We start from the raw sequence: 25,814 nt of genomic DNA, 5'->3' as shown, positions 1-25,814 counted from the left end.
GCTCTGTTCTTTTGCTTTTCAAGTAGTTTAACTTGTTGTTCTAATTCTAATATACGTTGTTCTGGAGTTTTAGACATACCTTGTTGGATTGAGTATTGATAATCAAAGTTACCATATTTTTTTAACCAAGTTCGAACGGTAGAAGCAGCTTGAATGCCATATTTATTTAAAGCTCCTGTGGTGGTTAATAGACCTTGTTCTATTTCTTGAACAATTTGTAATTTTAGACTTAAACTGTAATCTTTTTGTGTGCGCTTTTTGTAATTTGAATCGAATGGTTTCATAAATAAATAATGTTAAGTGTAACACTATTTCAGGACGAGACATAATAATTATTTAAAAACCACTTTGCGAAAGCAAGGTGGTTTTTTTTATCTTATACCTTAGACTTTAAACAACTATTATATAAAAATATTAAAATACTTTTTTTTTAATTTTATTATTTAAATATGGGAAATACTCGACCTTGGAATCTTCAAATATTCCCTAATAGGTTTGGGTCTCTGCCTTAGAGTTTCTTCTTTAATTAAAAAAAGAAATGCAATTTTTCAAAATCTATCACATAATTATTTAGTCTACCATGTTTAACAATTTAAATTATAGGGTTATTAATACATCCGGTAAACTCATAAACAACGATTAAGAAACATTACTAAACTAGAGTAAATTGAGCCCAATTCAGATCTAGTATCAAATAACTAGGCTAATAAGAGCTGTTAAAGCATACCAGTAGATAAAAAGTTATAAAATAAAAATTAAGCAAAAAATCCAACTATAAAGTTGGATTTTTTAATTTCATAAATTAATATATTTAACTATTTACTACCAAACGAAAACCTTCACCGTGTATATTAAGTATTTCTACTTTGTCGTCTAATTTTAAGTATTTACGGAGCTTAGCAATATACACATCCATACTACGAGATGTAAAATAATTATCGTCGCGCCAAATTTTTGTTAAAGCCAATTCACGCGGCATTAGATCATTTTCATGCAACGCCAAAAGGCGTAATAATTCATTTTCTTTTGGTGATAACTTTACAGGATTTGCTCCATCAAATTTTAAGAAACGTAATTTTGAGTTTAAATCGAAACGTCCAATTTTAAATTCAAACTGTTTACTATCCGAAATTGTTTCGGTAGCCTTACGTTGTATAATCGCTTTAATTTTCATTAATAGAACTTCGCTATCAAACGGCTTATTTAAATAATCGTCTGCGCCTACCTTATAACCCTTTAAAACGTCTTCTTTCATCGTTTTAGCTGTTAAAAATATAATTGGTACATCGGTGTTTTTTTCTCTTATTTCTTTCGCTAAAGTAAAACCATCTTTATACGGCATCATAACATCGAGTATGCATAAATTAAAATCGTCTTTTTTAAATTTCTCGAAACCTTCCATTCCATTTTTAGCATGCGTTACTTCATAATCATTCATTATTAAATAATCTTTAAGTACAGTCCCGAAATTTGGATCGTCTTCTACTAATAATATTCTTTTTTTAAATTCTTCCATAGTTATGATATTAGTGGAAGCTTTATAATAAAAGTGCTTCCTTTTTCTTTTTCTGATTCTACTGATACATGTCCTTGATGGTCTTCTACAATTCTTTTAACATAAGCCAAACCTAATCCATGTCCTTTTACATTATGAATATTTCCTGTATGCTCTCTATAAAATTTTTCGAAAACACGCTTAGCTGCTGCCTTACTCATACCACTACCATGATCTTTAATTTTTAGTATAATATTTGTTCCCGCATTTTCTGTACACACCTCAATTTCTGGGGCTTCTGGCGAATATTTTATAGCATTATCTAAAATATTTACTATGACATTAGTAAAATGAGTTTCGTTTGCTAAAACCGATGATGTCTCTGCTCCAAAAAAGGTTTTTATATAACCTTGTCTATCTTCTACAATTAGTTCTACGTGGGTTAAAGCATCTTCAATTAAGTCGTGTAAATCCACTCTATCCTTACTAATATTAAGTTCGTTTTTTTCTAGTTTAGATATACGTAAAACATTTTCTACCTGAGCGTGCATGCGCTTATTCTCTTCCTTAATCATTCCAAGATATCGTAATACCTTTTCCTTATCGTCTATAATTTTAGGATTTCTTATAGAATCTATAGCCAAATTTATTGTTGCTATTGGTGTTTTAAATTCATGCGTCATGTTATTAATAAAATCTGTTTTTATTTCTGAGATTTTACGTTGTTTAACCAACTGAAATAAGGCACTTGAATACGCTAATATTATGATTGATGTGAATGTTATAGACAACAAAATCATTCCTATAACACCAGATAAAATAAACTTTCGGTCGTCCGGAAAGTTTACATGTAATCTATAAGGTGTTTGATTGTTTTCGTCATAAAAAATAGGCACTTTAAAACTAGAATTAGGATCGTACTCGAAATTATCACTTTTAACCTTAGTTGCTAAATTGTTACTATAAATGGCAAACTCAAAGTCAATATCTATCTCATCCTTTTTTAGTTTTTCTGAAAGCAGTTTTTTTATTTCATTTTCCGATACTCGCTTGTGTATTGGATACGTTTTACGCATTTCCTTAAACCCACGCTCGAAACTTAAACGCTGCGCCTCATCGATACTACCACTTCTAATAATTTTTGATATCGGGCTTTTAATATCCTTATTAGAATCTGTATTACCACTATAAATCTCGGTAGTAGATTTTGTTGTAATATTCTTAATATCAATACTATCTAAACCAATGTCAAAGAGCGAAGACGTTAGTTTATAGTTTTCTTCTAATACATCACCTCTATAAACAAACATTTCTTTTGTGCTGTTGTTTTTTTGATAAATTAACAACTGCGAAACGGCATCTTCATCTGCTTTTTTCTCACTATCTAAGCCTAAAAACTTAGAAAAATATTGTTCCGATTCGTTTTCTTCGATAGTATTAGAAACGTAATTAAGTGCCTTAATAACGTTAAACTTAAAACGCTCTTTTTCGTTGTTAACCGAATCGTTAATATAATAAGCTTGAATTGCTATAATACCTATTAGAGATAAACTCATAAGTATTATTAACAAAATGAATAATTTTTTGCCCATCAATCAAAATTAACATTTTAACATTTAGCAATCTTATGTTTTAACCTTACATTAACAAAAATGTTAAATTTTAACGTATTTATTGTTTAATAAGAAGTTTCTTATGGATTTGAAGCACTTGATTTATGGTTTCTTCAAGATTGGTGTTTTCAATTACAAAATGAGAATGTTTAATTTTTTCCTCATCTGTCCATTGATTTTTCATGATGGCTTCAATTTTCTTTTTTGAAGTATTGTCGCGTTTTAACACACGCTCTATCCTTGTTTTTATAGGTGCAGTAACGGTAATTACATAATCGCAAGCCTTATCGCCTCCGTTTTCAAACAAAATAGCTACCTCTTTTATAACGTAAGGTGCCTCTTGTTTTAATGCCCATTTTTGAAAATGCTTGCCCACTCTAGGGTGTACAATAGCATTCATTTTTTCCAAATACGATTTATCATTAAAAATGATATTGGCTATAAATGGTTTATTTAACTGGCCATCTACATAAACCTCTTCGCCAAATAAAGCAATAAGCTTTCTTTTAATTACTTTCGATCTTAGCATTAAAGCCTTAGCCTCGTTATCTGCAATATAAATAGGTACTCCTAACTTAGCAAACTCTTTTGCTACGGTGGTTTTACCACTTCCTATACCGCCTGTAAGTCCTACTACAATCATTTTGTAATTATAAATTCTATGCGTTGTTGGCTAATTTTAGCATGCTGAACCAATTCGGGCGTTTGTACCAACTCCGGAATTAAAAAAGATTGCTCTTGGTTGGTTTTTTTAAAATCGCAAACCACCTTAAAATCTTTTGCTTTTATAGCATTAAAATTAGCTAAACTTACATAATATGAAACACTTACAAATTTAGGAAAATATTTAAGCTTTGTATTTATGGGCGCATTAATAACCGTAAACGGAATTTTAAGTGTGCCTTCTGTAAATTTTTCTATTTGCGCCTTTAATTCTACTTGGCTTACCGAGAATTTTAAATCGGAAACATTTTCGGGTAGTTTAAGTAAAGCTGTTTTTGAAATATTGGTTCTTACCTCGTTAAAAACTAAAGGTTCTGTTTCTACACTATTAATTTTAGAAACCAAAATATCTGGACCCACAACGGTTACCGAATCTGGAGTGGACGTAATTTCTCCAGTTATATTAAAACCTGGGGCAAAATTTATATCGGTTTGAAATGTAACGGGAACCTTTTTTACCATATTAACGCCATACCTAAATATTATGGGATCTGGCGATATATTTAATAGCTCTACATCCTTATCAAACTGTGTGTTGTTTAAATAGGCTTTGGATTTATTCCAAACAAAAACAGATTCTTTTTTAAAAACATCCTCACTAAAATCTATGGTAATTTTAGGTTGGTTCCAGTAATAAGACAACCACCTAAAGCCATGTGTTTTAAGCGTGATATTAATTTGCGTAGAATCGTTTAATATAACATTTTCTTGTGGTACGTTTACTTTTTGTACACCAAAAGCAATAGTATTGGTGTATTGTTTGGACAATTTGGTAAACATTAAAATTACAAACGATAAAAACAGAAATATAAAGAACACATTGATTCTTTTGTTTTTAAAGGTGGCAATAATGTTATCTTTTATTTTCTTCATTATTTTAATTTGAAAAATAATTTAGGAAAATGTGTTTCTGGTGTTTTGTTTAACACTGAAACCGCTAAAGTAGATTTTAAAAACCCATAACCATAACCAAAAAACTGAATTAATATGGCCGGAATTGCTAATACTGAAACCACGATGTTTTTAGTAGTAATTAAAGCCAAAACAAATGCTAAAGCAAAGTAGCACGCATAACCTAGTAAAAACCACTTAAACCCTATTAAAAACAGCAAAATGGATATTAACAACCCTAAACTAAACAGCGCAGGAAACCAATAGGTTATTTTTTTAGTTGAAGGGTGCCATTTGTTTAAAATAGGACGTACCAAACCAAATTTGTTAACCTGTTTATAAAAGTTACTCCACGATATACGGCGCTTATGATACACAAAGGCTTCTGGTATTAACTTGGTTTTATAACCTAAATTCCAGAGTCTTATTGATAAATCTGGGTCTTCGCCCGGGTGAATTCTACCAAAACCTTTGGAGTCCTGAAACGCTTTTTTAGACAACCCCATATTGAAACTTCTGGGTTGAAAGGTATCAACGCTATTTTTATGTCCTCTAATACCACCAGTGGTGATAAAAGACGTCATGGAAAAATTAATGGCTTTTTGTAGGTTTGAAAACGACTCGTGTGCCGCATCGGGACCACCAAAACAATCTACATAATTGGCTTTTAAACTTTTATCGGCTTCTAGTAGATAGTTTTCGGGTAAAATGCAATCGGAATCTAAAATAATAAAATAGTTGCCTTTGGCCTGTTGCATGCCATAATTACGAGAATCTCCTGGACCGGAGTTTTCTTTAAAATAGTATGATATGTTTAGTTTATTGCTAAATGTATCTACTACAGCTTTTGATGTTTGCGTGGAGCCATCTTCGACAATTACAATCTCGAAATCAATATTACCCTTTAAAGCTTCAAAACTCTGTAAAAGCTCCTGAATTTCGTCTGGACGGTTGTATACCGGTATTATAAATGAATATTGTAATTGCATAGTACAAATGTAATTAATCCTGCTTAGCTGTGTTTTAATTATTACTATAATTTACTTGACATTAATGTTGCTTTAGTTTGTTTTACATGCAAACATAGCTTTATCCTTGTTAAATAATAAAACATGTATAATGGTTTGCACTTTTAGTTTACAAGTACTCCCGCGCTAGGGGTTGTAGCGGCATGCTTTTTTTGCTGCCATAAATGGTAAAAAAAGACCTGCCTACCGGCAGGCAGGTTTAGCGGAAAGCCCAACCCTTCAGGTAGCGCCCTTATTTTTTAAGCAAAAAAAAAGAGCACCGTAATTAGGATGCTCTTTTTTAGATATGTTGTTTGTTTATTTTTTGTCTTCGGCTTCTACAAAAGCACTCATTACAGCATCGCTTACTCCCATGTTGCTAAAGCCTCCATCGTGAAATAAGTTTTGTAATGTTACACGTTTTGTTAAATCGCTAAATAATGATACGGTATAGTTTGCACAGTCTAACGCGGTTGCATTACCAAGTGGCGACATTTTATCGGCGTAAGCAATAAAACCATCGAATCCTTTTACTCCACTACCAGCAGTTGTTGGTGTTGGCGATTGCGAAATGGTGTTTACACGTACATTTTTGTCTCTACCAAAAAAGTATCCAAAACTACGTGCCACGCTTTCTAAATATGCTTTATTATCGGCCATATCGTTATAATCTGGAAAAACACGTTGCGCTGCCATATAGGTTAAAGCTACGATACTTCCCCACTCGTTCATAGCATCTGCTTTGTAAAGCGTTTGCATAACTTTATGAAAAGACATTGCAGAAACGTCTGTTCCTTTTTGTGTCCATGCATAATTTTGGTCTGTATAATGTTTTCCTTTACGTACGTTTATTGACATACCGATTGAATGTAAAACGAAATCGATTTTTCCACCAAGAATTTCCATAGATTGTTCTACAAGGTTTTTTAAATCTTCTTCTGAAGTTGCATCGGCAGGAATAATTTGAGAACCTGTTTTTTCGGCTAACTCATTTATTTGTCCCATTCTCATGGCAACCGGAGCGTTTGTTAAAACAAATGTGCCTCCTTCTTCATGAACACGTTCGGCAGTTTTCCAAGCGATTGAGTTTTCATCTAAAGCTCCAAAAATAATTCCTCGTTTACCTTTTAATAAGTTATACATATGTATTGGTTTGTAAGTTGATTTTATAATTTGTTTTTAGGTGTCAAATATACTAATTAATTGAGTAATTCTTTGGCATGAGCTATTGCAGATGATGACATTTCTGTACCACCCAACATTTGTGCTATTTCTACAATACGCTCGTCGTGATTTAGCTTTACTAAATTGGTTTGCGTTACATCGTCCACATCTTCTTTATACACCTTAAAGTGCGAGTGCCCTTTGGCCGCCACTTGTGGTAAATGTGTAATAGAAAAGACCTGCATTCTTTTACTCATTTGTAACATAATATCGCCCATTTTGTTTGATATTTCGCCAGAAACACCTGTGTCGATTTCATCGAACATAATGGTTGGTAATTGTATGTATTTTGCTAAAACCGATTTTATGGCTAGCATAATTCTAGAAAGCTCGCCACCAGAGGCTGCTTTTTTAAGCTCGTTAAAACTACCGCCTTTATTTGCCGAAAACAGGAAAGATAACTCGTCTTTTCCGTTAGCAAAAAAGGTTTTACCAAACTGTGCTTCTATTTTAAACTGTGCATTTGGCATGCCTAAATCTGCCAAAATGGTTTCTAACTGCTTTTTTAACTCCGGAATAACCTTTAAACGCTTGTCGTGAATGCCTTTAGCAATAGTATTTAATTGACTTTCTTGCGTTGTGATTTCTTCTGATTTCTTTAAAATATTAGCATCTAAATTTTCGGTAACCGAAACTTTTTCTTCTAGCTGATTTTTAATTTCTATTAATTCTGCTACGTTGGATGCTACATGCTTTTGCTTTAAACTATGAAGCATTTTTAGTTTAGCATCGACAACCTCTAGCCTATCGGGATCTGCATCGATATTTTCTTGATGGTCGTTAACCTCGCTATACAAATCGTCCATTTCTATTAAGCTACTGGTTGCACGATTGTACAACTCCTCGTATTTAGAGGAATATGTAGCCAACTTTTGAAACACATTTTTTAAGCTTGTTAAAGCCGCTACAATACCTACTTCCTCTTCGCTTAAAAGATGGTCGGCTTCGGCAAGTTTTTCTTTTATACCTTCTATATTGTTTAAGGTTTCGTACTCTTCTTCAAGACTTTGCTCCTCATCTACAACTAACTTCGCTTCTACCAATTCGTTTAGCAAAAACGTATTATAGTCGTGTTCTTTAATGGCTTCTGCCTGAAACACTTTAAGTTCTTCTAGCTCTTTTTGAAGGGTTTTATATACTTTAAGTTCGGTTTTATAGTTTAATAAAGCGTTGTCGTTATTAGCCAATGCATCGATAACTTGAAACTGAAAATCGTTACTTGTTAATTGCAGTGTTTGGTGTTGCGAATGCACATCAATTAAACGAGCACCCAAAACTTGTAGGCTAGATAAATTTACCGGCGAATCGTTTACAAAGGCTCTAGATTTACCAGATGGTAAAATTTCTCTTCTGATTATGGTTTGCTCTTCGTAATCAAAATCTTCGGCCTTAAAAAGTGATTTTAGCTTATAATTAGAAATATTAAAAACAGCTTCGATTACACATTTTTGTGAGGCATCTTTTAAGCTGCTTAAATCTGCTCGTTTACCTAAAATTAAAGATAGTCCGCCAAGTAAAATAGATTTACCAGCACCGGTTTCTCCTGTAATTATTGAAAACCCATCGTTAAAATCGACATGGAGTTTATCAATTAAAGCGTAATTTTTTATTGAAAGTTGCGTTAACATATTTCGTTATAGGTATGACGTGTTTTGTGTTAAGGTAATGGTTTATATAACCAATTAGAGTATCTTCAAAGTATTGTTACAACTTAATATTTTGCCATTTGCTACTGTGCATTGGTGCTACTTTTTGAAGCGTTTCATTTAAAGTAACGATATCAACCTGTGGTCCATCTGAAAATATTTGTTGGATTTCCTCGGCTTTTGCATCAAAAAAGGTACGTAGTAAAAAGGAATTAGGTCTTCGACTATTCATGTCTTTAAACGATTGTAAGGCCGATACAATTTCGCTTTTTCCTTCCTTTACATTATTGCTCATTACATCCAAACCGTTTCGGTGGTAATTATACATTACCGCTCTAAATTCTTTAAATGTTGGCGATAAGATATTATCAATTAATACAAATCTGCTTTGTAAGCCATCTTCTAATTTCCAACCCTGAAAATTGCCTTGTTGCGAATAGTTGGTAATAACTTGTGCTTGTTTAAAATACTCGTCGCCACCTTTTTCTGAAAACGAATCGGCGTCTAAGCCTAAAACCATATTAATATGAAACGCCAATACAGAAATTAAATTAGACTCAAACTGCGCTGGGTTGTATATTAAGTTCTGAAATTCGAGGTATCTAAAATTAAAATCTTTGTCGTTAAAATTATAAATAGGCGTACTATAAGATGAGCCATAAACCGGTCGTGAAGACTGTACCTGTAGCGTACCTTGAAAAGACTCGCCACTATAATTTGTTATGTTTAAAAAGAAATTGCAATTTATACGCTCTTGCTCTTTAAATGTTTTACTAGTCCATTTCGTATTATTTATAAACTCGGTAAGTTGTTTTTCTAGCGTTTTAAAAATGGGAAAGTTTTCGTTACCTGTTTGTTCTGCATTTACAACAACACTACAGTTTAACTCTTGAGAAAACCCTTTAATTCCGAAGCAAACTATGAATACAAGTAGAATATTACGCATTAATTTCTGATATAATTTTATTTAATAAATCTGAAGCAACTTCTGTTTTAGACTTTAACTGAAACTCTAAGATATTGTCCTTATCATCAATAAAAGTTACTTTATTGGTATCTGTTTTAAACCCAGCACCTTTGTCGTTTAACGAATTTAATACAATTAAATTTAAATTCTTTCTTTTTAATTTCCCTTTTGCATTTTCAAGCTCATTGTTAGTCTCTAAAGCAAAACCTACTAAAAATTGTTCTTTTTTAATAGCGCCTAAGGATGCCAAAATATCTTTAGTCTTTTCTAACTGTAAAGTTAACGTATCGGACTTCTTTTTTATTTTCTGACTAGCCACTACTTTAGGAGTAAAATCTGCTACTGCTGCCGAAAGTATAGCTATTTGAGAGGAATCAAAATGCTTATGTACTTCATTATACATATCGTTTGCACTAACAACAGGACAAACTTGAATATTAGAATGTGTAGTTTTTTGGTTTGTTGGACCAGAAACTAAAATAACTTCTGCACCTAGGTTGGCAGCAGCTTTAGCAATTTCGAATCCCATTTTACCACTAGAATGATTACCTATAAAACGCACAGGATCGATAGCCTCGTAAGTTGGACCAGCTGTAATTAAAACCTTTTTACCACGAAGCGGTAATTTACCCAAAACATCTTGCTCTATAAACGTAACAATATCTTCGGGTTCAGCCATACGACCTTCGCCAACTAAACCGCTTGCCAATTCGCCGCTACCTGCAGGAATCATGATATTATTGAAACTTTTTAGCTTTTTAAAAGACTCTAGCGTTGATGGATGCTTATACATATCCAAATCCATTGCTGGAGCAAAATACACCGGACATTTAGCGGATAAATAGGTTGCTAACAATAAGTTATCGCTGTTTCCATTTACCATTTTAGACAAGGTATTTGCCGTGGCAGGAGCAATTAAAAATAAATCGGCCCACAAGCCTAAATCTACATGATTATTCCAAATGGCATTTTCATCGTCTTGATTTGTAAAGGTAGAATGAACCGGATTTTTAGAAAGTGTTGATAAGGTTAACGGCGTAATAAAATCTTTAGCCGAAGGGGTCATTACTACCTTTACGTTCGCTCCAGATTTTATAAACAAACGTACAAGCGTAGCCGTTTTATAAGCAGCAATACCACCAGTTACACCCAATAATATGTTTTTTCCGCTTAATATACTCATAGCACTTTCTTTAATAAGCAAACAAACTCCAAGACCATTTGGTAAAACGGTTTTGGAGTTTATTTAATGGTGTTTAAATTTAGAAATTATTCTTGACTATCTTGGTCTGTATTTCTAAAATAAATTTTATCTGTTAACCATTCTTGAACAGCTAACGCGTGAGGCTTAGGTAATTTTTCGTAAAATTTAGATACCTCTATTTGCTCTTTATTTTCAAAGATTTCTTCAAGACTATCATTATAAGTAGCAAATTCTTCTAACTTATCGATAAGTTCCTTTTTAATCTCAGTATTAATTTGTTCCGCACGTCTTGAAATAATTGAAATTGACTCATAGATATTCTCTGTAGGCTCATCAATTTGATTTCTATCATACGTTACCGTATTAACTGGAGCATTGGTTTTTTTTAAATCCATTATTTTATAATTTAACTTTTTGTGCTGTAATTTTTTAACTCGTCGTTTATTTCTGTAATCATACTATTAACAGCTTCTTTGTACTTAGAATCTGAAAATGATTGTATAAAGGCTTCCGAATATTCCTTAGCATCTTCTAAACGTTTCTTTTTTAAATATACTAAACCAGATTGTAGTGTTCTTTTAACTTCTACACTATTAACTGCTAATTTATAAGCCGAATCTAGTCTGTAATATAACGCTTCCTCACGTAATTTAGAACCTGGAAAATCGAAAATAAAATTATCAAACGATCTTACCGACGCTGGATAATCTGATATTTGATTGAATTGCTTTGCTATTTCGAAAGCTTTCTTCTCTAATTTAAAATCTAATTCTTGCACCAAAGCACTTGCTTCTGATACATGATTAGAATCTAGATATACATTAATAAACTCTTGAAGCTTTTCAATAGCCTCTTTGGTTTCTGTTTGGTCTTTACTAAAAACTGGAGATAACAAATAAGCACTTTTAGCACTTAAAAAAGCTGCTTCTGCTACTTTTTCGCTTTTAGGATAACTTGAAGCAAAGCGCTCAAACTGATAACCTGCCACGTAATAATCGCCCATTTCATAAAATGAATTGGAGTAAAGATACATTAGTTTTTCTGCTTGAGGTTTACCCCTGTAACTAGGCACAATTTGAGCAAAAAGCTTATTCGCTTTTACAAATTTACCTTCATTGTACAAAGCCTCCCCCATTTTAAATTTTGTAGCTATAGCTCCTTCACCATCGGCTTTTAATACCTTTTGATACTCGCTACAACTGCTTAAAACAGTTAGAAATACTAATATGTAAAAAAATTTATTCATAGATTTTTAATGCAGCACGCAAAATTACGCTATTTATATGGATTTTAAAAATAATATTTAATAGCTAAAATAACAGCTAAAACACAGTAATTATAAGGTTTAAGTAATATTTAACACACTAAAATGATTTTACAAAATCTTGAATTTTTGCCTTAAGAGCATTAGATGCAGGAACTATTGGCAATCTTACACTGTCTTTGCACAAACTTAAAGCCTCAAAAACAGCCTTAATTCCGGCAGGGTTGTTTTCTTCAAAAATATAACCAATAACATCTATTAATTTATAATGTAATGCGAAAGCTTCTTTAGCATCGCCTTTTAGCCCTAAACGAATCATTTCTGAAAATTCTTTTGGATAAGCTTGCCCTATTACCGAAATAACACCGGCTCCACCTGCTAAAGTAACACTTAAAACCAAATCATCATCTCCAGAAATCACTAAAAACTCTTCTGGCTTATTTTTTATTAGCTCATAATATTGGGCCATATTATTTCCGGCTTCTTTAACTCCAACAATATTTTTAAAATCGTTAGCTAAACGTATGGTAGTAGCCACTTCCATATTTTTTGAGGTTCTACCCGGAACATTATATAAAATAACATCTATTGGACATGCTTGAGCAATCGCTTTAAAATGCTGATAAATCCCTTCTTGAGTTGGCTTACTGTAATATGGCGAAACAGATAAAATAGCATCAATTCCACTTAAATCTGTAGTATTAATTTCCTCTATAACCCCCATTGTATTATTACCACCAATACCTAACACTAAAGGCAAACGCCCGTTATTAGCCTTAGAAATAGTTGCAATAACCTCCTTTTTCTCCTGTTTTGTTAGTGTTACACTCTCTGCTGTTGTACCACAGATTACTAAATAATCTGTACCATTATCAATATTATAATTAACAATATTGGCTAAAGCTTTATGATCTATACTTAAATCTGAATTAAATGGTGTAACTAACGCAACTCCCGTTCCTACAAACTTATTATTCATTACTTATTTAATTTTTTTTAAAATTGTTAAATATTTAAACACTTCTTCTTTAAACAGATCGAATTGTTTTAAATTGGTTTTTATAATTAAATCATTTAAACGCTCGTCTGTTTGTAAAATTCCTATTTTAAATTTTGCTTTAGACTCGGCAGTAATTAATTTTAATTCTAAAATTTCTTTTTCATAATAACTAATCAATACATCAAACTCTTTATTTAAAAAGGTTTGTAATTCTGCATTTTTAATTGCGCCTTTCCAACCAAAATCCTTAGGATTATAACAATCATCCCAAGACAGTAAACTTTCTTTTTTACCAGAAGAAAAGGCAATAATCTTCATTCTATTTGGCCTAATTTTAATGTAATCGGCAAGTTTATCAAAGACTTCAAAATCATCAAATTCATCAACATTTATTATAACACCAAGGCTTACAACCTCGCTATTATTAACACTAACCTCACGGTTAGTTAACAATTTGTTCAAGTACTTTTTTATAGAATTTTCTTTAAAACCCTTTAAAATCATATATCTTTATACCTTTGCGCAAAGGTAGCAAAAGTACATTCAAATTATAGATTTTCTAATGAGGTTTACACATTTCTTTTTTTTGTTATATTTTTTTGTTTTTCTTAATTGTAAACAAGAAAAAATACAGCTTTATAAAATTGAGGGCAAACAAATAGCAATTTCCGACTCTATTACTGCAAATTCGGAAATAGAATCCTTTATTAAACCTTACAGAATTAATATTCAAAAAGATTTAGACAGTGTTTTGGCTTATTCTTTAGATACCTATTCTAAAACCGATGGCGAATTAAACACAGCTTTAGGAAACTTTATGGCAGATCTTATTTATAGCGAAGCCAACCCTATTTTTAAATCTAGAACTAAAAAAGATATTGATATGGTTTTATTAAACCATGGTGGAATAAGAGGCATTTTAAATAGAGGGAATATTTCTAAAAGAACCGCTTTTCAGCTCATGCCTTTTGAAAACAATATTGTTGTTGTAGCGCTTAAAAAACCTCAAATAGATAGTTTAATTGATTACCTATCTAAACAGAAAAAAGCGCACCCCATCTCTAAATTAAAATTAACTTTAGATAAAAATTATCATGTTATTGAAGCTAAAATAAAAGGAAAGGAGATTGTTAATAACCAAACCTATTACGTTGCTACAAGCGACTATTTATATAACGGTGGAGACAACATGAACTTTTTTAAACCGAACGACACCTTGTATAGGTTAGATTATAAAATTAGAAACGCTATAATTGATAATTTTATTAAACTTGATACCATCAAACCGGTAATTGACAATCGTTTTACCCAAATAAAATAAGATATGAAACGTAGAAATTTTATTCAAAAAACCTCGGCAGGAACAGCTTTAATGGCATTAGGAGGTCTTGGCTTACAATCTTTTTCGGGTACAAGCACGCCAACTAAAATTACAATTTTACATACTAACGATGTACACAGCCATATTGATTCTTTTAGCCCTAATGATGCTAAATATGCTAATAAGGGAGGTGTTGCAAGACGCGCCACACTAGTAGAGTCTATACGACATGAAAACCCTAACACGCTATTATTAGATGCGGGCGATATTTTTCAAGGCACGCCATATTTTAATTATTACGGGGGCGAATTAGAATTTAAACTCATGAGTAAGTTAAAATATGATGCTGCTACCCTAGGAAATCATGATTTCGACAATGGTATTGATGGTTTATACGCGCAATTACCTCATGCCGAATTTCAGTTTATAACGGCTAATTACGATTTTTCCAATACCATAATGGATACACATACTAGGCCTTATAAAACTTTTTATAAAGACGGTATTAAAATAGGCGTTTTTGGTTTAGGTATAAAACTAGAAGGATTGGTAGCACCAAACATGTTTAAAGAAACAAAATATTTGGATCCTATTGAAAGCAGCCAAGAAATGACACGTATTTTAAAGGTAGACGAAGCTTGCGACTTAATTATATGCCTATCACACTTAGGTTATCATTATAAAAATAACCCGAACAAAATATCCGATTTAGCACTTGCCAAAGCGACAAAGGACATCGATTTAATTATTGGCGGACACACACATACATTCTTACCAAAACCAACTATTGTTAAAAATATTGAAAACAAAAACACATTAGTAAATCAGGTTGGTTGTTATGGCATTAACTTGGGTAGAATAGACTTTTATTTTGATGCCGATAAAAACAAAACAGCCAACGGAACTTCAATTATTATTTAATACCTTGTCATGTTTTTTAGTTAATAGCGTCTAACTCCTTAACAGACGGGTTTATTAACTATAATTACATGAAAAAACACATACCACTCATTTTAAGAATAATAGTTGCTGGAATATTAATTCAAACCCTGCGCTTTAAATTTTTAGCTCACCCAGATAGTATTTATATTTTTAATAAAGTAGGCTTAGAACCTTATGGCAGAATAGGCATAGGTTTATTAGAGTTAATATCTGGCGTCTTACTACTAATACCAAAAACTGTGTGGATTGGAGCTAGTTTAACAATAGGTATTCTTGGAGGCGCAATACTTATGCATTTAACTTTACTTGGCGTGGTAATAAAAAATGATGGCGGACTGTTATTTGGAACAGCTGTACTTACTTTTTTACTGGCAATGATAATTCTATATTTGTCTAGAAGAGACATTCCTTTATTTATAAAAACATTAACTAATTTTAATAAATAAAATTATTTATTTTAGTATTAACGTTGGTCATAGAAGCTTGATAATAAAATAAATTAAAAGATAACAACATTAACGTAGTAGACAAAAAACTAAGAAACTGCCTGTTATCTATGTATATATAAGCAACATCCATTATTTCGGAAAAAACTATACTTACAGAGCCTAAAAATATAAATAGTGATTTTCTGTTATCTCTACAAAAAAAGTTAATCATACCTACAAAAAACAAAGTAAGAATTATAACATTATAAATTAACTCAAAATAATAATCTATTTGATATACCAAATTAGACTTTATAAAACCATTTAACACTGAAAACAAATAAATATTCAAAAAAAGCAAAACTAAACTATGAATTTTTAAGTATTTAAAAACGTATCCAAAATTAATTAAACGTACTATTTTTACAATAAGAAAAATATAAGCTAAAATATAAAGTGCGTTACCCGCAAAATATTCAAAATCATTTGCAATAACCGCAGATGAAAAAGTCATATTCCCCATAACTATTGTTAATAAATCTGACAGGGAGTAGCATATTAAAAACGCCCAAAATAAATTATTTTTAGAAGTAATATAGAAAGTATAACCAATGGTTATAAATGGAACCAATAACGAACGTAAATGAAGTGCTAAAGTTTCACTACCGCTAAACTCATTAACAGCAAATAAAACATAACATATAATAACTATTACAACCAAAAATTTTGGTTTAGACATAAGATCGCATTAAAATTCTAACGCAAATATATGTTATTAATCGAATAAAAAATACTTTTTATCGATTTTTATAAGTTTTTAATTTAACATACGTAAGAATTCAACCTCATTTATTATTAAAACATTAAGCTTCTCAGCTTTTTCTTTTTTACTTGGCCCCATATTACTACCTGCCACGATATAGCTTGTTTTTGAAGAAATTGAACTACTCACCTTACCTCCATTATCTTCTATAGCTTTTTTAAGTTCGTTTCTAGAAATAGTTTCAAAAACACCCGTAACTACTACTATATTTCCTTTTAACAATTCTGTTTGTCCGCTTAATTGCTCTTCTGTTAATTCAAACTTTAACCCAAACGCTCTTAAGTTATTTATAATTTCTATATTCTCTTCGGCAGCAAAAAAGGCAACAACACTTTCTGCTATTTTTATTCCTATTTCATCTACATTAACTAGTTCTTCTTGAGTCGCATTAATAACCGCATCAATATTCTTATAATGTTTGGCTAATTTTTTAGCTACCGTTTCGCCAACGTAACGAATGCCGAGAGCAAATAAAACGCGCTCAAAAGGTACTTTAACAGATTCTGCAATACCGTTTATTAAATTATCGGCACTTTTTTCGGCCATACGTTCTAATGGTAAAACTTGCTCCTTTGTTAATTTATATAAATCGGCATAGTTATTTATCAAGCCTTCATTAACTAAAAGCGCAACAGTTTCGCCTCCTAAACCATCAATATCCATAGCTTTTCTAGATATAAAATGCTGGATTCTTCCTATAATTTGAGGATTACACCCATTATAATTAGGACAATAATGCTGTGCTTCGCCTTCTTGCCTTACTAATTGTGTGTTGCACTCTGGACAGGTTGAAATATAAATTGTAGGCTCTGAGTTTTCTGGACGTTTAGTTAAATCTACACCCAAAATTTTTGGTATAATTTCGCCACCTTTCTCTACATACACTTCATCATTAACCCTAATATCTAATTTCGCAATTTGATCAGCATTATGTAAAGAGGCTCGCTTAACAGTAGTTCCTGCTAACTCAACAGGCTCTAAGTTTGCCACTGGTGTTATAGCCCCCGTTCTACCAACTTGATAAGTAATACTGTTTAAGCGCGTAGAAACCCGTTCGGCTTTAAATTTGTATGCCATAGCCCAACGAGGTGCCTTGGCGGTATACCCCAACTCATCCTGCTGCTGTAAATTATTAACTTTAATAACTACACCATCTGTCTCGTATGGCAAATCATGACGATGCACATCCCAGTATTCAACAAACTCCAATACACCATCAATAGAATCAACTAATTTAGCCGCATCAGGTACTTTAAAACCCCATTGTCTAGCTTTTTCTAAACCTTCAAATTGTGTATTAACACCTAAATTAGTTCCTGTTAAATTATATAACAAACATTCCAAAGGACGTTTAGCGACTTCGGCACTATCTTGTAGTTTTAAACTTCCAGACGCCGTATTCCTTGGGTTTCTGTAAGGCTCCTCGCCTATTTCAATGCGCTCCTCATTCATTTTAATAAACCCTTCAAAAGGCAATACAATTTCTCCTCGTATATCGAATTTTGGTGGAAAATCGCCTTTTAATTGCAATGGCACCGACTTAATTGTTTTAATATTAGCCGTTACATTATCGCCTTGAAAACCATCGCCTCGAGTTACAGCCTTAATAAGTTTACCATCTTCATAGGTTAAGCTAATAGATGCGCCATCATATTTTAACTCGCAGGTGTATTGAATATCACCATCTATTAATTTTTTTATACGTGTTTCCCAGTCTTGCAAATCTTCTTTAGAATAAGAGTTATCTAAAGAATACATACGATGCTCATGAACTGTAGTTTCAAAATTTTTAGTAACAGCCCCACCAACACGTTGCGTTGGCGAATTAGCATCGAAAAACTCCGGGTGTTTAGCCTCTAAAGCCTGAAGCTCTTTTAACTTTATATCGAAATCGAAATCTGAAATAGTTGCATTATCAAGTACATAATAGTTATAATTATGCGTTCTTAATTCGTCTCTAAGGTTTTGGATGTGTTGCTCTACTGTGTTCATTAAATTTTATCACCTTTTATCATTCTATCTTTCTTAAAGATATCTTGTTTTAACTCTATATTCTTAAAATTGTTATCGTTTAATAAAGTAATCATACTTCGACCCAAAAACTCATTAATTTCAAAATACAACTTACCTTTTTCTTTTAAATTTACTTTTGCAAAATCTGTTATGGCTTTATAAAAAAGTAACGGGTTTTCGTCCTCTACAAATAATGCCAGATGCGGTTCGTGTTCTAAAACATTTGGTTTCATTTGCGGTTTTTCCTTTTCGCGAACATAAGGCGGGTTGGATACAATAACATCAAATTTTAAATGTTGAATACAATCTACATTTAAAATATCGACCTTAAAAAAAGTAACATCTACCCCATTTAACTTAGCGTTTTGTTTTGCCATTTCTAAAGCATCCTCACTAATATCTAAGGCATAAACCTTAACGTTTTCTAGATTTTTGGCTAAAGAAATAGCAATACAACCACTTCCGGTGCCAATATCTAAAATGTTTACAGCAGGATTATTATCGGTTTGCTTTATAACACACTCTACCAACTCTTCGGTTTCGGGTCTTGGAATTAAAACGCTTTCGTTTACTTTAAAAGTTAAACCATAAAACTCTGTTTCTCCAATAATGTATTGTACAGGTTTTTGTTCTTTTAACAATTGCAAGGCTTCTAAGATCTTTTCTGTATCCTTTACCTGGTAATCCAAATCCATGGCTAATTGAATTCTAGACACATTAAAACAAAAATCGATAAGCATAAAAAAGAAACTATCCACTTCTTCTATACCATAATCTGCATCTAAAACCTCATGAAACCTGTATTGTATATCTTTTAACTTCATAAATTCTTAATCATCCATACACCACAAGAATAATGCCCTGTATTCCCTAATGCGCCATCTAAATGCTTAAAACCGTAACTCTCATAAATATGAATAGCGGCTTTAAGTTGCGATGCAGATTCTAAATAACACGATTTGTAACCTAAGGCTTTTGCTTTTTCAATACATTTTTCGAACAAGGCGCGTCCATAACCTTGACCCCTTACCTCTTTAGAAAAATACATCTTTTGAATTTCACAAGTATCAGTATCCGAGGCCGATAATGGTTTTACACCTCCACCACCTTCTACCTTACCATTGCGCTCAATAACAAAATATGCATCGTTATTATTTTGATAGGACTGAAACATTTTCGAAGTTTCAGGATCGGTATATGCTGTACCTTCCAAAGGAATATTAAACTCATGAAAACAAGATCTTATAACAGCTTCTATTTCTGTATTATCTTGAGGTTCAATTTCTCGAATAACTATAGTATCTTTACTCACTTTAAATGGTCTATTATAAAGAAGTGAAGATACGCTAAATCGAAAAAAACCGGAATGAAAAACCTAATAATCTTATCAACAATCTGTTTTCTATTTTTGAATTGCTCGGTTAATGAAAAACCACAATTTATAGGTTTAGAGGATATTCAGATTTCAGAATCCACTTCAAAATACATTACGTTTACCGCCGAAGCTAGATTTATTAACCCTAATGATATTGGAGGCGAATTGCAAACCGATGAAATAAAGGTTTTTATAAACAATAACGAAATGGCTACAGTTTCGACAGAAAAATTTGAAGTTCCCGCCAAAAACGAGTTCTCTATCCCTTTAAAAACCAAAGTACCTACCGATAGTATTTTTAGCGATAAGAATTTAAGTGGATTACTAGGTAGCCTATTTAGCAAGAAAGTAAAAGTGCAGTATAAAGGCGAGATTAAATATAAAGTTTTAGGGTTTTCGCATTATTATAATGTAGATGAAACCGAAGACGTAAAAATTAAATTTTAAAAGTGAACATTCACGAAACCTACATAAAACGCTGTTTAGAAATTTCTAAAAATGGCCTAGGAAACACCAGACCAAACCCTATGGTTGGTAGTGTAATTGTGCATAACAATAAAATAATTGGAGAAGGCTACACTAGTGCCTATGGCGGCAATCATGCCGAAGTAAACGCCATAAATTCTGTTTTAAACAAGGATGTATTAAAAGAGGCAACCATTTACGTAACGCTAGAACCTTGTTCGCATTACGGAAAAACACCACCTTGTAGCGACCTTATTATTAAGCATAACATACCAAATATTGTAATTGGCTGTATAGACGATAACGAAAAGGTAGCTGGAAAAGGTATTAAAAAACTAAAGGAAGCCGGTTGCCATGTTATAGTAGGCGTTTTAGAAAAGGAATGCAAAACCCATCATAAGCGATTTTTCTCCTTTCACAATAAAAAACGGCCCTATATTATTCTAAAATGGGCAGAAACCAACAACGGTTTTATTGCTCCAAAAACAAGAAACGAACAAAAACCCGTATGGATTACCAATAGCTTTTCTAGACAACTTGTGCACAAATGGCGTACAGAAGAACAAGCTATTTTGGTAGGCACAAACACGGTTTTACAGGACAATCCAACCTTAAATGTTAGAGATTGGACAGGAAAAAACCCCACACGACTAGTTATCGATAAAGATGAAAAGCTTCCTAAAACGCTAAACATTTTTAATACCGAAGCCGAAACCATTGTATTCTCAAAAAACAATATAGATTTTTCTAAAAACATAGGACTACAAATTTGCGATGCACTTTATAACATGGAAATAAATTCTGTAATTATTGAAGGTGGTGCTAAAACGCTTCAAACATTTATTGACGACAATTTATGGGACGAAGCCAGAGTTTTTATTGGACCAACCACTTTTGTAGATGGTGTTAAAGCACCTAGACTAAAAGGAACCTTAATTTCTGAAGAAAACATACAATCAGACAGACTTAACATATACATAAATGATTAAAACTATAATTTTCGATTTTGGTAATGTATTTATTAATTTAGATATTGAAGCCGCTCACAAACATGCCCTAGAAGCTTTTAATATTGAAGCACTATCAGACGAAATGCTTGGTTTTAATAGTTTTTATGAGCAAGGATTAATTTCTACTAAAGAATTTCTCGACTTTTATTCCCAAAATTTCCCAAAACTATCAAAGCATGAACTTATAGATATTTGGAATTTTATGTTGAAAGATTTTCCTGAAAGTCGATTAACTTTTTTAAAGGAATTAAAGCAGTCTTCAAAATATAAATTGATTTTATTGAGTAACACCAATGAACTTCATATTGACTTTATTAAAACAAATGTTTCATTCTATAATGAATTTAAAAACTGTTTTGAGGCCTTCTACCTTTCTCACGAAATTAACTTAGTAAAACCAAATAAAGACATTTTTAATTTTGTTTTAAACCAAAACAAGCTTAAAGCTGAAGAATGTCTTTTTATTGATGATAATAAGGACAATATCGACGCTGCAAATACATTAAACATAAAAACCTGGTTAATTAACCCTGAAACCGAAGATGTTAAAAATCTATTTACCACTAAAAAAGACTTGTTTTAATACATTTGATAGAAAAAGATACATATAACACCATAACCAAAGCCACAGAACCTGTTTTACACAAAGATAAAAACAGTAAGTTTTTTGGGTACGCATTTCCTTTAACCAACGAAGAGGACATAAAACTGCATCTAGAAGCATTAAAAAAACAACACCACTCGGCACGACACTGGTGTTATGCTTACCAGATAGGTACCGAAACCATATCTTATCGTGCAAACGACGATGGAGAACCCAGTAATTCTGCAGGTATGCCAATTTATGGACAAATTCAATCCTACAATCTTACTAACGTATTAATAGTAGTAGTACGATATTTTGGCGGCGTTAAATTGGGTGTTGGCGGATTAATTAGCGCTTATAGAACCGCCGCACAATTAAGTCTAGATGCCGCTACCATTATTGAAAAAACAATAAACATAGATTACCTAATAACGTTTGGTTACAAAAACATGAACACCGTAATGCGTGTTATAAAAGAAAAATCTTTAAACATTATTAATCAAAAATTAGAGCTAGATTGCAATATCATCATTTCGGTTAGAAAAAGTGAAGCCCAATCTGTTTTTCAAATTTTCGATAGACTCTACGAGATTAAAATAAAAAAACTCTAAGCTATTTTTCTAATAAATCTAAAAAATATTGAGGCGCTTTGGTTGGTCGCCCTGTTTTCATATCAACAAACACTAAAACCGTACTCGCAGTAGTTAAAATTTCTCCTTTTTCGTTCGTAATTTCATACTCAAATTCAATCTTAACATTAGGCTTATTTTTGAGTTGAGTTTTTACATTAATTACATCATCATAACCCGCTGATTTTTTATAGTTTACATTTAAAGAAACTACAGGAAGCATAATACCATTATCTTCCATAGATTTGTAAGAAACACCAAGTTTTCTTAACCACTCAATACGCCCCATTTCAAGATATAAAGCATAATTACCGTGGTAAACAACCCGCATTTGGTCGGTTTCACCATATCTCACTCTTATTTGTATTTCGTCGAATTTCATAAGTCTATTTAAATATTTTTTTGTAGCTTCGGCTATGGGTTAAACATGAGGAATTATTTCTAAAAATTCAATAGTAAATCATTTTTTTTTTAAGAATTTTGTTCACATATTTGCCCCACCTTACACAAGGTGTTATGAATCGCTATTATTCATAAAAATCTAACAAAAAAAGTCACAAAAAATAAAACATGAGTATAACTGCGCAATCGGTTTGGAATAACTGTCTAGAATTCATAAAGGATAATATCCAACCGCAAGCATACAAAACTTGGTTTGAACCAATCAAGGCAGTTAAACTTACTGACACGTCACTAAGTATTCAGGTGCCTAGTAAATTCTTTTACGAATGGCTAGAAGAACATTATGTTAAAATATTAAAAGTATCACTTACCAAAGAGTTAGGGGAAACGGCCAAATTGGTTTACATTATTAAAATGGAAAACACATATGGTAACAAACAACCGTTTACAGAAAAAATTCCTAGTGCTAACAGAGGTGCTTTAAAATCTCAAGACGTTGATGTGCCTTTAAACAATAAAAGTCCAGAGTTACGCAATCCATTTGTTATTCCTGGAATTAGAAATGTAAAAATAGAATCTCAACTTAATCCAAACTATAGTTTTGAAAATTTCTTAGAAGGCGATTCTAACAGATTAGCAAGAAGTGCAGGATTAGCGGTTGCCAATAAACCTGGTGGCACATCATTCAATCCATTACTAATTTTTGGTGGTGTAGGTTTAGGAAAAACACATTTAGCGCACGCTATAGGTGTAGATATTAAAGATAAATATCCAGAAAAAACCGTTTTATATATTTCGGCTGAAAAATTTACACAACAGTATATTGATGCCGTTAAAAAGAATAATAGAAATGATTTTATTCATTTTTATCAAATTATTGATGTTTTAATCATTGATGATGTACAATTCCTATCTGGTAAAACAGGTACACAAGATGTATTCTTCCATATATTTAACCATTTACATCAAAACGGAAAGCAAGTTATTTTAACAAGTGACAAAGCTCCGGTTGATATGCAAGATATAGAACAACGTTTATTATCGCGTTTTAAATGGGGACTTTCAGCAGAATTACAAAATCCAGATTTTGAAACTCGCGTATCCATATTAAAAAACAAACTATATCGCGATGGTGTTGAAATGCCAGACGATATTATAGATTACGTTGCCAAAAACATTAAATCTAATGTTAGAGAGCTTGAAGGTGCTATTATTTCTTTAATTGCGCAATCATCTTTCAACAAAAAAGAAATTACAATTGATTTAGCTCGCGTTATTGTTGAAAAATTTGTAAAAAACACAAAACGCGAAGTTTCAATAGACTACATTCAAAAGGTCGTGTCAGATTATTTCCAAATGGATATCGATACACTGCAGTCTAAAACTAGAAAACGCCACATTGTTCAAGCACGTCAATTAGCCATGTTTTTTGCTAAAAAATTCACTAAGGCATCATTGGCAAGTATTGGTTCTCAAATAGGAAAGCGTGATCATGCAACCGTTTTACATGCTTGTAAAACCGTTGACAACCTATCTTCAACAGATAAACAATTTAGAAAATACGTTGAGGATATTAGTAAAAAGCTTTCTGTTTAAGATAATACAATTATCATGACTAAAATTTTAATGGTTTGCTTAGGAAACATTTGTCGTTCTCCTCTAGCTGAAGGTATTTTAAAGTCAAAACTATCAAAGGATTTTATAGTGGATTCTGCCGGAACTGCCAACTACCATACTGGGGCTGCACCAGATAAACGCTCTATTGCTGTTGCAAGAAAATATGGTTTAGATATTTCAAATTTAAAAGGCAGACAATTCAACGTTACCGATTTTGATACATTTGATTTGATTTATGTTATGGATCAATCTAATTACAACAACGTTATTAAGTTGGCTAGACATAAGGAAGACATTGCAAAAGTAAAACTTATATTAAACGAAGTACACGAAGGTAAAAATTACGAAGTTCCAGATCCATATTACGGCGGTGATCATGGTTTTGAAAATGTTTACCAAATGTTAGATGAAGCTTGCCAAAACATTGCCGATAATTTATTATAACCTCCTATGAAAATAAAACTAGGCAAACTATACCTTATACCAACAACCTTAGGCGACAACGAACCATTAGAAGTTTTACCTATTAGCGTAAAACAAGCTATAGACAACATTGACACCTTTATTGTTGAAAACGACAAAACGGCAAGACGCTTTATAAAACGCATAAGTCCGGAAAAATCGCAGCCATCATTAAACATGTTTCATTTAAATAAATTTACCGATGAAGCAGATTTACCTACATTTTTACATCCGTGTATAAATGGTGTAGATGTGGGTTTACTTTCTGAAGCAGGTTGTCCTGGGGTAGCAGACCCAGGAGCCGATGTTGTAAAAATTGCCCATCAAAAAAACATTAAAGTTGTACCGCTAGTAGGACCATCTTCTATTTTAATGGCTATTATGAGTTCTGGAATGAACGGACAGAGCTTTACTTTTAATGGTTATTTGCCTATTGATAAGGCTGAACGCAAAGCTGAAATTAAACGTCTTGAGCGTTTATCGTTCGAGCAAAACCAATCGCAAATATTTATTGAAACACCATACAGAAATAACAAAATGCTTGAAGATCTTTCGGCTGTTTTGGAGAACAACACCGATATTTGTGTAGCCTGCGATATCACATTAAGAACCGAGTTTATAAAAACGCAAACCGCAAACCAATGGAAAAAAAATAAGGTAGACCTTCATAAAAGACCTACCATATTTATAATTCATAAAAGTTAAAA

29 protein-coding genes are annotated in these 25,814 nt (G+C 32.2%); 10 read left to right on the top strand and 19 right to left on the bottom strand.

Annotated features, from left to right (window positions below; translation table 11 throughout):
* The 14 genes from BMY96_RS12690 to BMY96_RS12625 form a co-directional block, all read right to left on the bottom strand.
* On the bottom strand, nucleotides 1-284 hold a 284-nt coding region (locus tag BMY96_RS12690; protein ID WP_139205256.1), incomplete at its 3' end, for a transposase.
* Nucleotides 285-811: 527 nt separating this feature from the next.
* Nucleotides 812-1,516, bottom strand: a complete 705-nt coding sequence (locus tag BMY96_RS12685; RefSeq protein WP_092852737.1) for a response regulator transcription factor — start codon at nucleotides 1,514-1,516, stop codon at nucleotides 812-814.
* Nucleotides 1,517-1,518: 2 nt separating this feature from the next.
* On the bottom strand, nucleotides 1,519-3,051 hold the full coding sequence (locus tag BMY96_RS12680; RefSeq protein WP_092852763.1) for a sensor histidine kinase: 1,533 nt from the start codon (nucleotides 3,049-3,051) through the stop codon (nucleotides 1,519-1,521).
* 115 nt (nucleotides 3,052-3,166) lie between these two features.
* A complete protein-coding gene (coaE, locus tag BMY96_RS12675) occupies nucleotides 3,167-3,751 on the bottom strand; it encodes a dephospho-CoA kinase (RefSeq protein WP_092852735.1) in 585 nt (194 codons plus the stop codon).
* Nucleotides 3,748-4,704, bottom strand: coding sequence for a CdaR family protein (locus tag BMY96_RS12670; protein ID WP_092852733.1), 957 nt, complete (start codon nucleotides 4,702-4,704; stop codon nucleotides 3,748-3,750). Before BMY96_RS12670 ends, coaE begins: the two co-directional genes overlap by 4 nt.
* Entirely contained in the window at nucleotides 4,704-5,711 is a 1,008-nt protein-coding gene (locus BMY96_RS12665) for a glycosyltransferase family 2 protein (protein ID WP_092852731.1), read from the bottom strand. Before BMY96_RS12665 ends, BMY96_RS12670 begins: the two co-directional genes overlap by 1 nt.
* A 336-nt stretch (nucleotides 5,712-6,047) precedes the next feature.
* Nucleotides 6,048-6,872 (bottom strand): enoyl-ACP reductase FabI, encoded by an 825-nt coding sequence (locus tag BMY96_RS12660; RefSeq protein ID WP_092852729.1) that lies wholly within the window; start codon nucleotides 6,870-6,872, stop codon nucleotides 6,048-6,050.
* A 56-nt stretch (nucleotides 6,873-6,928) separates the two neighbouring features.
* A complete protein-coding gene (gene recN / locus BMY96_RS12655; RefSeq protein WP_092852727.1) occupies nucleotides 6,929-8,581 on the bottom strand; it encodes a DNA repair protein RecN in 1,653 nt (550 codons plus the stop codon).
* Nucleotides 8,582-8,657: 76 nt separating this feature from the next.
* Nucleotides 8,658-9,545 carry a type IX secretion system protein PorD gene (gene porD, locus BMY96_RS12650; RefSeq protein ID WP_092852725.1) on the bottom strand — a complete coding sequence of 296 codons (888 nt, stop codon included), beginning with the start codon at nucleotides 9,543-9,545 and terminating at the stop codon, nucleotides 8,658-8,660.
* Nucleotides 9,538-10,749: a bifunctional phosphopantothenoylcysteine decarboxylase/phosphopantothenate--cysteine ligase CoaBC gene (gene coaBC, locus BMY96_RS12645; protein WP_092852723.1), complete on the bottom strand. Its 1,212-nt coding sequence runs from the start codon at nucleotides 10,747-10,749 to the stop codon at nucleotides 9,538-9,540. Before coaBC ends, porD begins: the two co-directional genes overlap by 8 nt.
* Nucleotides 10,750-10,835: 86 nt before the next feature.
* Nucleotides 10,836-11,165, bottom strand: coding sequence for a DNA-directed RNA polymerase subunit omega (locus BMY96_RS12640; protein ID WP_175473573.1), 330 nt, complete (start codon nucleotides 11,163-11,165; stop codon nucleotides 10,836-10,838).
* A gap of 11 nt (nucleotides 11,166-11,176) precedes the next feature.
* Nucleotides 11,177-12,016, bottom strand: coding sequence for an outer membrane protein assembly factor BamD (locus BMY96_RS12635; RefSeq protein ID WP_092852719.1), 840 nt, complete (start codon nucleotides 12,014-12,016; stop codon nucleotides 11,177-11,179).
* A gap of 118 nt (nucleotides 12,017-12,134) precedes the next feature.
* The gene (gene dapA / locus BMY96_RS12630) at nucleotides 12,135-13,013 is read right to left on the bottom strand and encodes a 4-hydroxy-tetrahydrodipicolinate synthase (protein ID WP_092852717.1); all 879 of its coding nucleotides are present in this window, start codon (nucleotides 13,011-13,013) and stop codon (nucleotides 12,135-12,137) included.
* Nucleotides 13,014-13,016: 3 nt separating this feature from the next.
* Entirely contained in the window at nucleotides 13,017-13,538 is a 522-nt protein-coding gene (locus BMY96_RS12625) for a DUF6913 domain-containing protein (protein WP_092852715.1), read from the bottom strand.
* A 58-nt stretch (nucleotides 13,539-13,596) separates the two neighbouring features.
* Between BMY96_RS12625 and BMY96_RS12620 the strand changes: the two genes are divergently transcribed.
* The 3 genes from BMY96_RS12620 to BMY96_RS12610 all read left to right on the top strand — a co-directional run bounded on the left by BMY96_RS12620 (nucleotide 13,597) and on the right by BMY96_RS12610 (nucleotide 15,743).
* A complete protein-coding gene (locus BMY96_RS12620) occupies nucleotides 13,597-14,355 on the top strand; it encodes a 5'-nucleotidase C-terminal domain-containing protein (RefSeq protein WP_175473572.1) in 759 nt (252 codons plus the stop codon).
* 3 nt (nucleotides 14,356-14,358) lie between these two features.
* Complete coding sequence (locus tag BMY96_RS12615) at nucleotides 14,359-15,276, top strand: bifunctional metallophosphatase/5'-nucleotidase (RefSeq protein ID WP_092852713.1); 918 nt, start codon at nucleotides 14,359-14,361, stop codon at nucleotides 15,274-15,276.
* A gap of 68 nt (nucleotides 15,277-15,344) precedes the next feature.
* A complete protein-coding gene (locus BMY96_RS12610) occupies nucleotides 15,345-15,743 on the top strand; it encodes a DoxX family membrane protein (protein WP_092852711.1) in 399 nt (132 codons plus the stop codon).
* Here BMY96_RS12610 and BMY96_RS12605 read toward each other — a convergent pair.
* The 4 genes from BMY96_RS12605 to BMY96_RS12590 form a co-directional block, all read right to left on the bottom strand.
* Nucleotides 15,733-16,464: a hypothetical protein gene (locus BMY96_RS12605; protein WP_092852709.1), complete on the bottom strand. Its 732-nt coding sequence runs from the start codon at nucleotides 16,462-16,464 to the stop codon at nucleotides 15,733-15,735. The two genes, BMY96_RS12610 and BMY96_RS12605, sit on opposite strands and share 11 nt — an antisense overlap.
* Nucleotides 16,465-16,542: 78 nt before the next feature.
* On the bottom strand, nucleotides 16,543-18,540 hold the full coding sequence (gene ligA / locus BMY96_RS12600; RefSeq protein WP_092852707.1) for an NAD-dependent DNA ligase LigA: 1,998 nt from the start codon (nucleotides 18,538-18,540) through the stop codon (nucleotides 16,543-16,545).
* A complete protein-coding gene (gene prmC, locus BMY96_RS12595) occupies nucleotides 18,540-19,385 on the bottom strand; it encodes a peptide chain release factor N(5)-glutamine methyltransferase (RefSeq protein WP_092852705.1) in 846 nt (281 codons plus the stop codon). Before prmC ends, ligA begins: the two co-directional genes overlap by 1 nt.
* Nucleotides 19,382-19,873 (bottom strand): GNAT family N-acetyltransferase, encoded by a 492-nt coding sequence (locus BMY96_RS12590; protein ID WP_092852703.1) that lies wholly within the window; start codon nucleotides 19,871-19,873, stop codon nucleotides 19,382-19,384. The genes prmC and BMY96_RS12590 overlap by 4 nt, the downstream gene beginning before the upstream one ends.
* 54 nt (nucleotides 19,874-19,927) lie before the next feature.
* Here BMY96_RS12590 and BMY96_RS12585 point away from each other — a divergent pair, with 54 nt between their 5' ends.
* From BMY96_RS12585 to BMY96_RS12570, 4 genes are read left to right on the top strand one after another with little or no spacing between them, the layout of a single operon-like run.
* Nucleotides 19,928-20,383 carry an LEA type 2 family protein gene (locus tag BMY96_RS12585; RefSeq protein ID WP_092852701.1) on the top strand — a complete coding sequence of 152 codons (456 nt, stop codon included), beginning with the start codon at nucleotides 19,928-19,930 and terminating at the stop codon, nucleotides 20,381-20,383.
* 2 nt (nucleotides 20,384-20,385) lie between these two features.
* Complete coding sequence (gene ribD / locus BMY96_RS12580; protein WP_092852699.1) at nucleotides 20,386-21,390, top strand: bifunctional diaminohydroxyphosphoribosylaminopyrimidine deaminase/5-amino-6-(5-phosphoribosylamino)uracil reductase RibD; 1,005 nt, start codon at nucleotides 20,386-20,388, stop codon at nucleotides 21,388-21,390.
* On the top strand, nucleotides 21,383-21,994 hold the full coding sequence (locus BMY96_RS12575; protein WP_092852697.1) for an HAD family hydrolase: 612 nt from the start codon (nucleotides 21,383-21,385) through the stop codon (nucleotides 21,992-21,994). Before ribD ends, BMY96_RS12575 begins: the two co-directional genes overlap by 8 nt.
* 5 nt (nucleotides 21,995-21,999) lie before the next feature.
* Nucleotides 22,000-22,608 (top strand): IMPACT family protein, encoded by a 609-nt coding sequence (locus tag BMY96_RS12570; RefSeq protein ID WP_092852695.1) that lies wholly within the window; start codon nucleotides 22,000-22,002, stop codon nucleotides 22,606-22,608.
* 1 nt (nucleotide 22,609) lies between these two features.
* Here BMY96_RS12570 and BMY96_RS12565 read toward each other — a convergent pair whose 3' ends face one another.
* Nucleotides 22,610-23,008, bottom strand: a complete 399-nt coding sequence (locus BMY96_RS12565) for an acyl-CoA thioesterase (protein ID WP_092852693.1) — start codon at nucleotides 23,006-23,008, stop codon at nucleotides 22,610-22,612.
* A 188-nt stretch (nucleotides 23,009-23,196) separates the two neighbouring features.
* On the opposite strand from BMY96_RS12565, the gene dnaA reads away from it, so the two are divergent.
* The 3 genes from dnaA to BMY96_RS12550 are packed head-to-tail and all read left to right on the top strand — an operon-like array spanning nucleotide 23,197 to nucleotide 25,812.
* Nucleotides 23,197-24,624 carry a chromosomal replication initiator protein DnaA gene (gene dnaA, locus BMY96_RS12560; protein ID WP_092852691.1) on the top strand — a complete coding sequence of 476 codons (1,428 nt, stop codon included), beginning with the start codon at nucleotides 23,197-23,199 and terminating at the stop codon, nucleotides 24,622-24,624.
* 15 nt (nucleotides 24,625-24,639) lie between these two features.
* Nucleotides 24,640-25,089, top strand: a complete 450-nt coding sequence (locus BMY96_RS12555) for a low molecular weight protein-tyrosine-phosphatase (RefSeq protein ID WP_092852689.1) — start codon at nucleotides 24,640-24,642, stop codon at nucleotides 25,087-25,089.
* 6 nt (nucleotides 25,090-25,095) lie between these two features.
* A complete protein-coding gene (locus BMY96_RS12550; protein WP_092852687.1) occupies nucleotides 25,096-25,812 on the top strand; it encodes an SAM-dependent methyltransferase in 717 nt (238 codons plus the stop codon).
* The last annotated feature ends 2 nt before the right edge of the window (nucleotides 25,813-25,814 follow it).

Source organism: Algibacter pectinivorans (assembly GCF_900112595.1).
GTDB classification, from domain to species: Bacteria; Bacteroidota; Bacteroidia; order Flavobacteriales; family Flavobacteriaceae; genus Algibacter_B; species Algibacter_B pectinivorans.
This window is presented reverse-complemented; position numbering and strand designations above follow the sequence as displayed.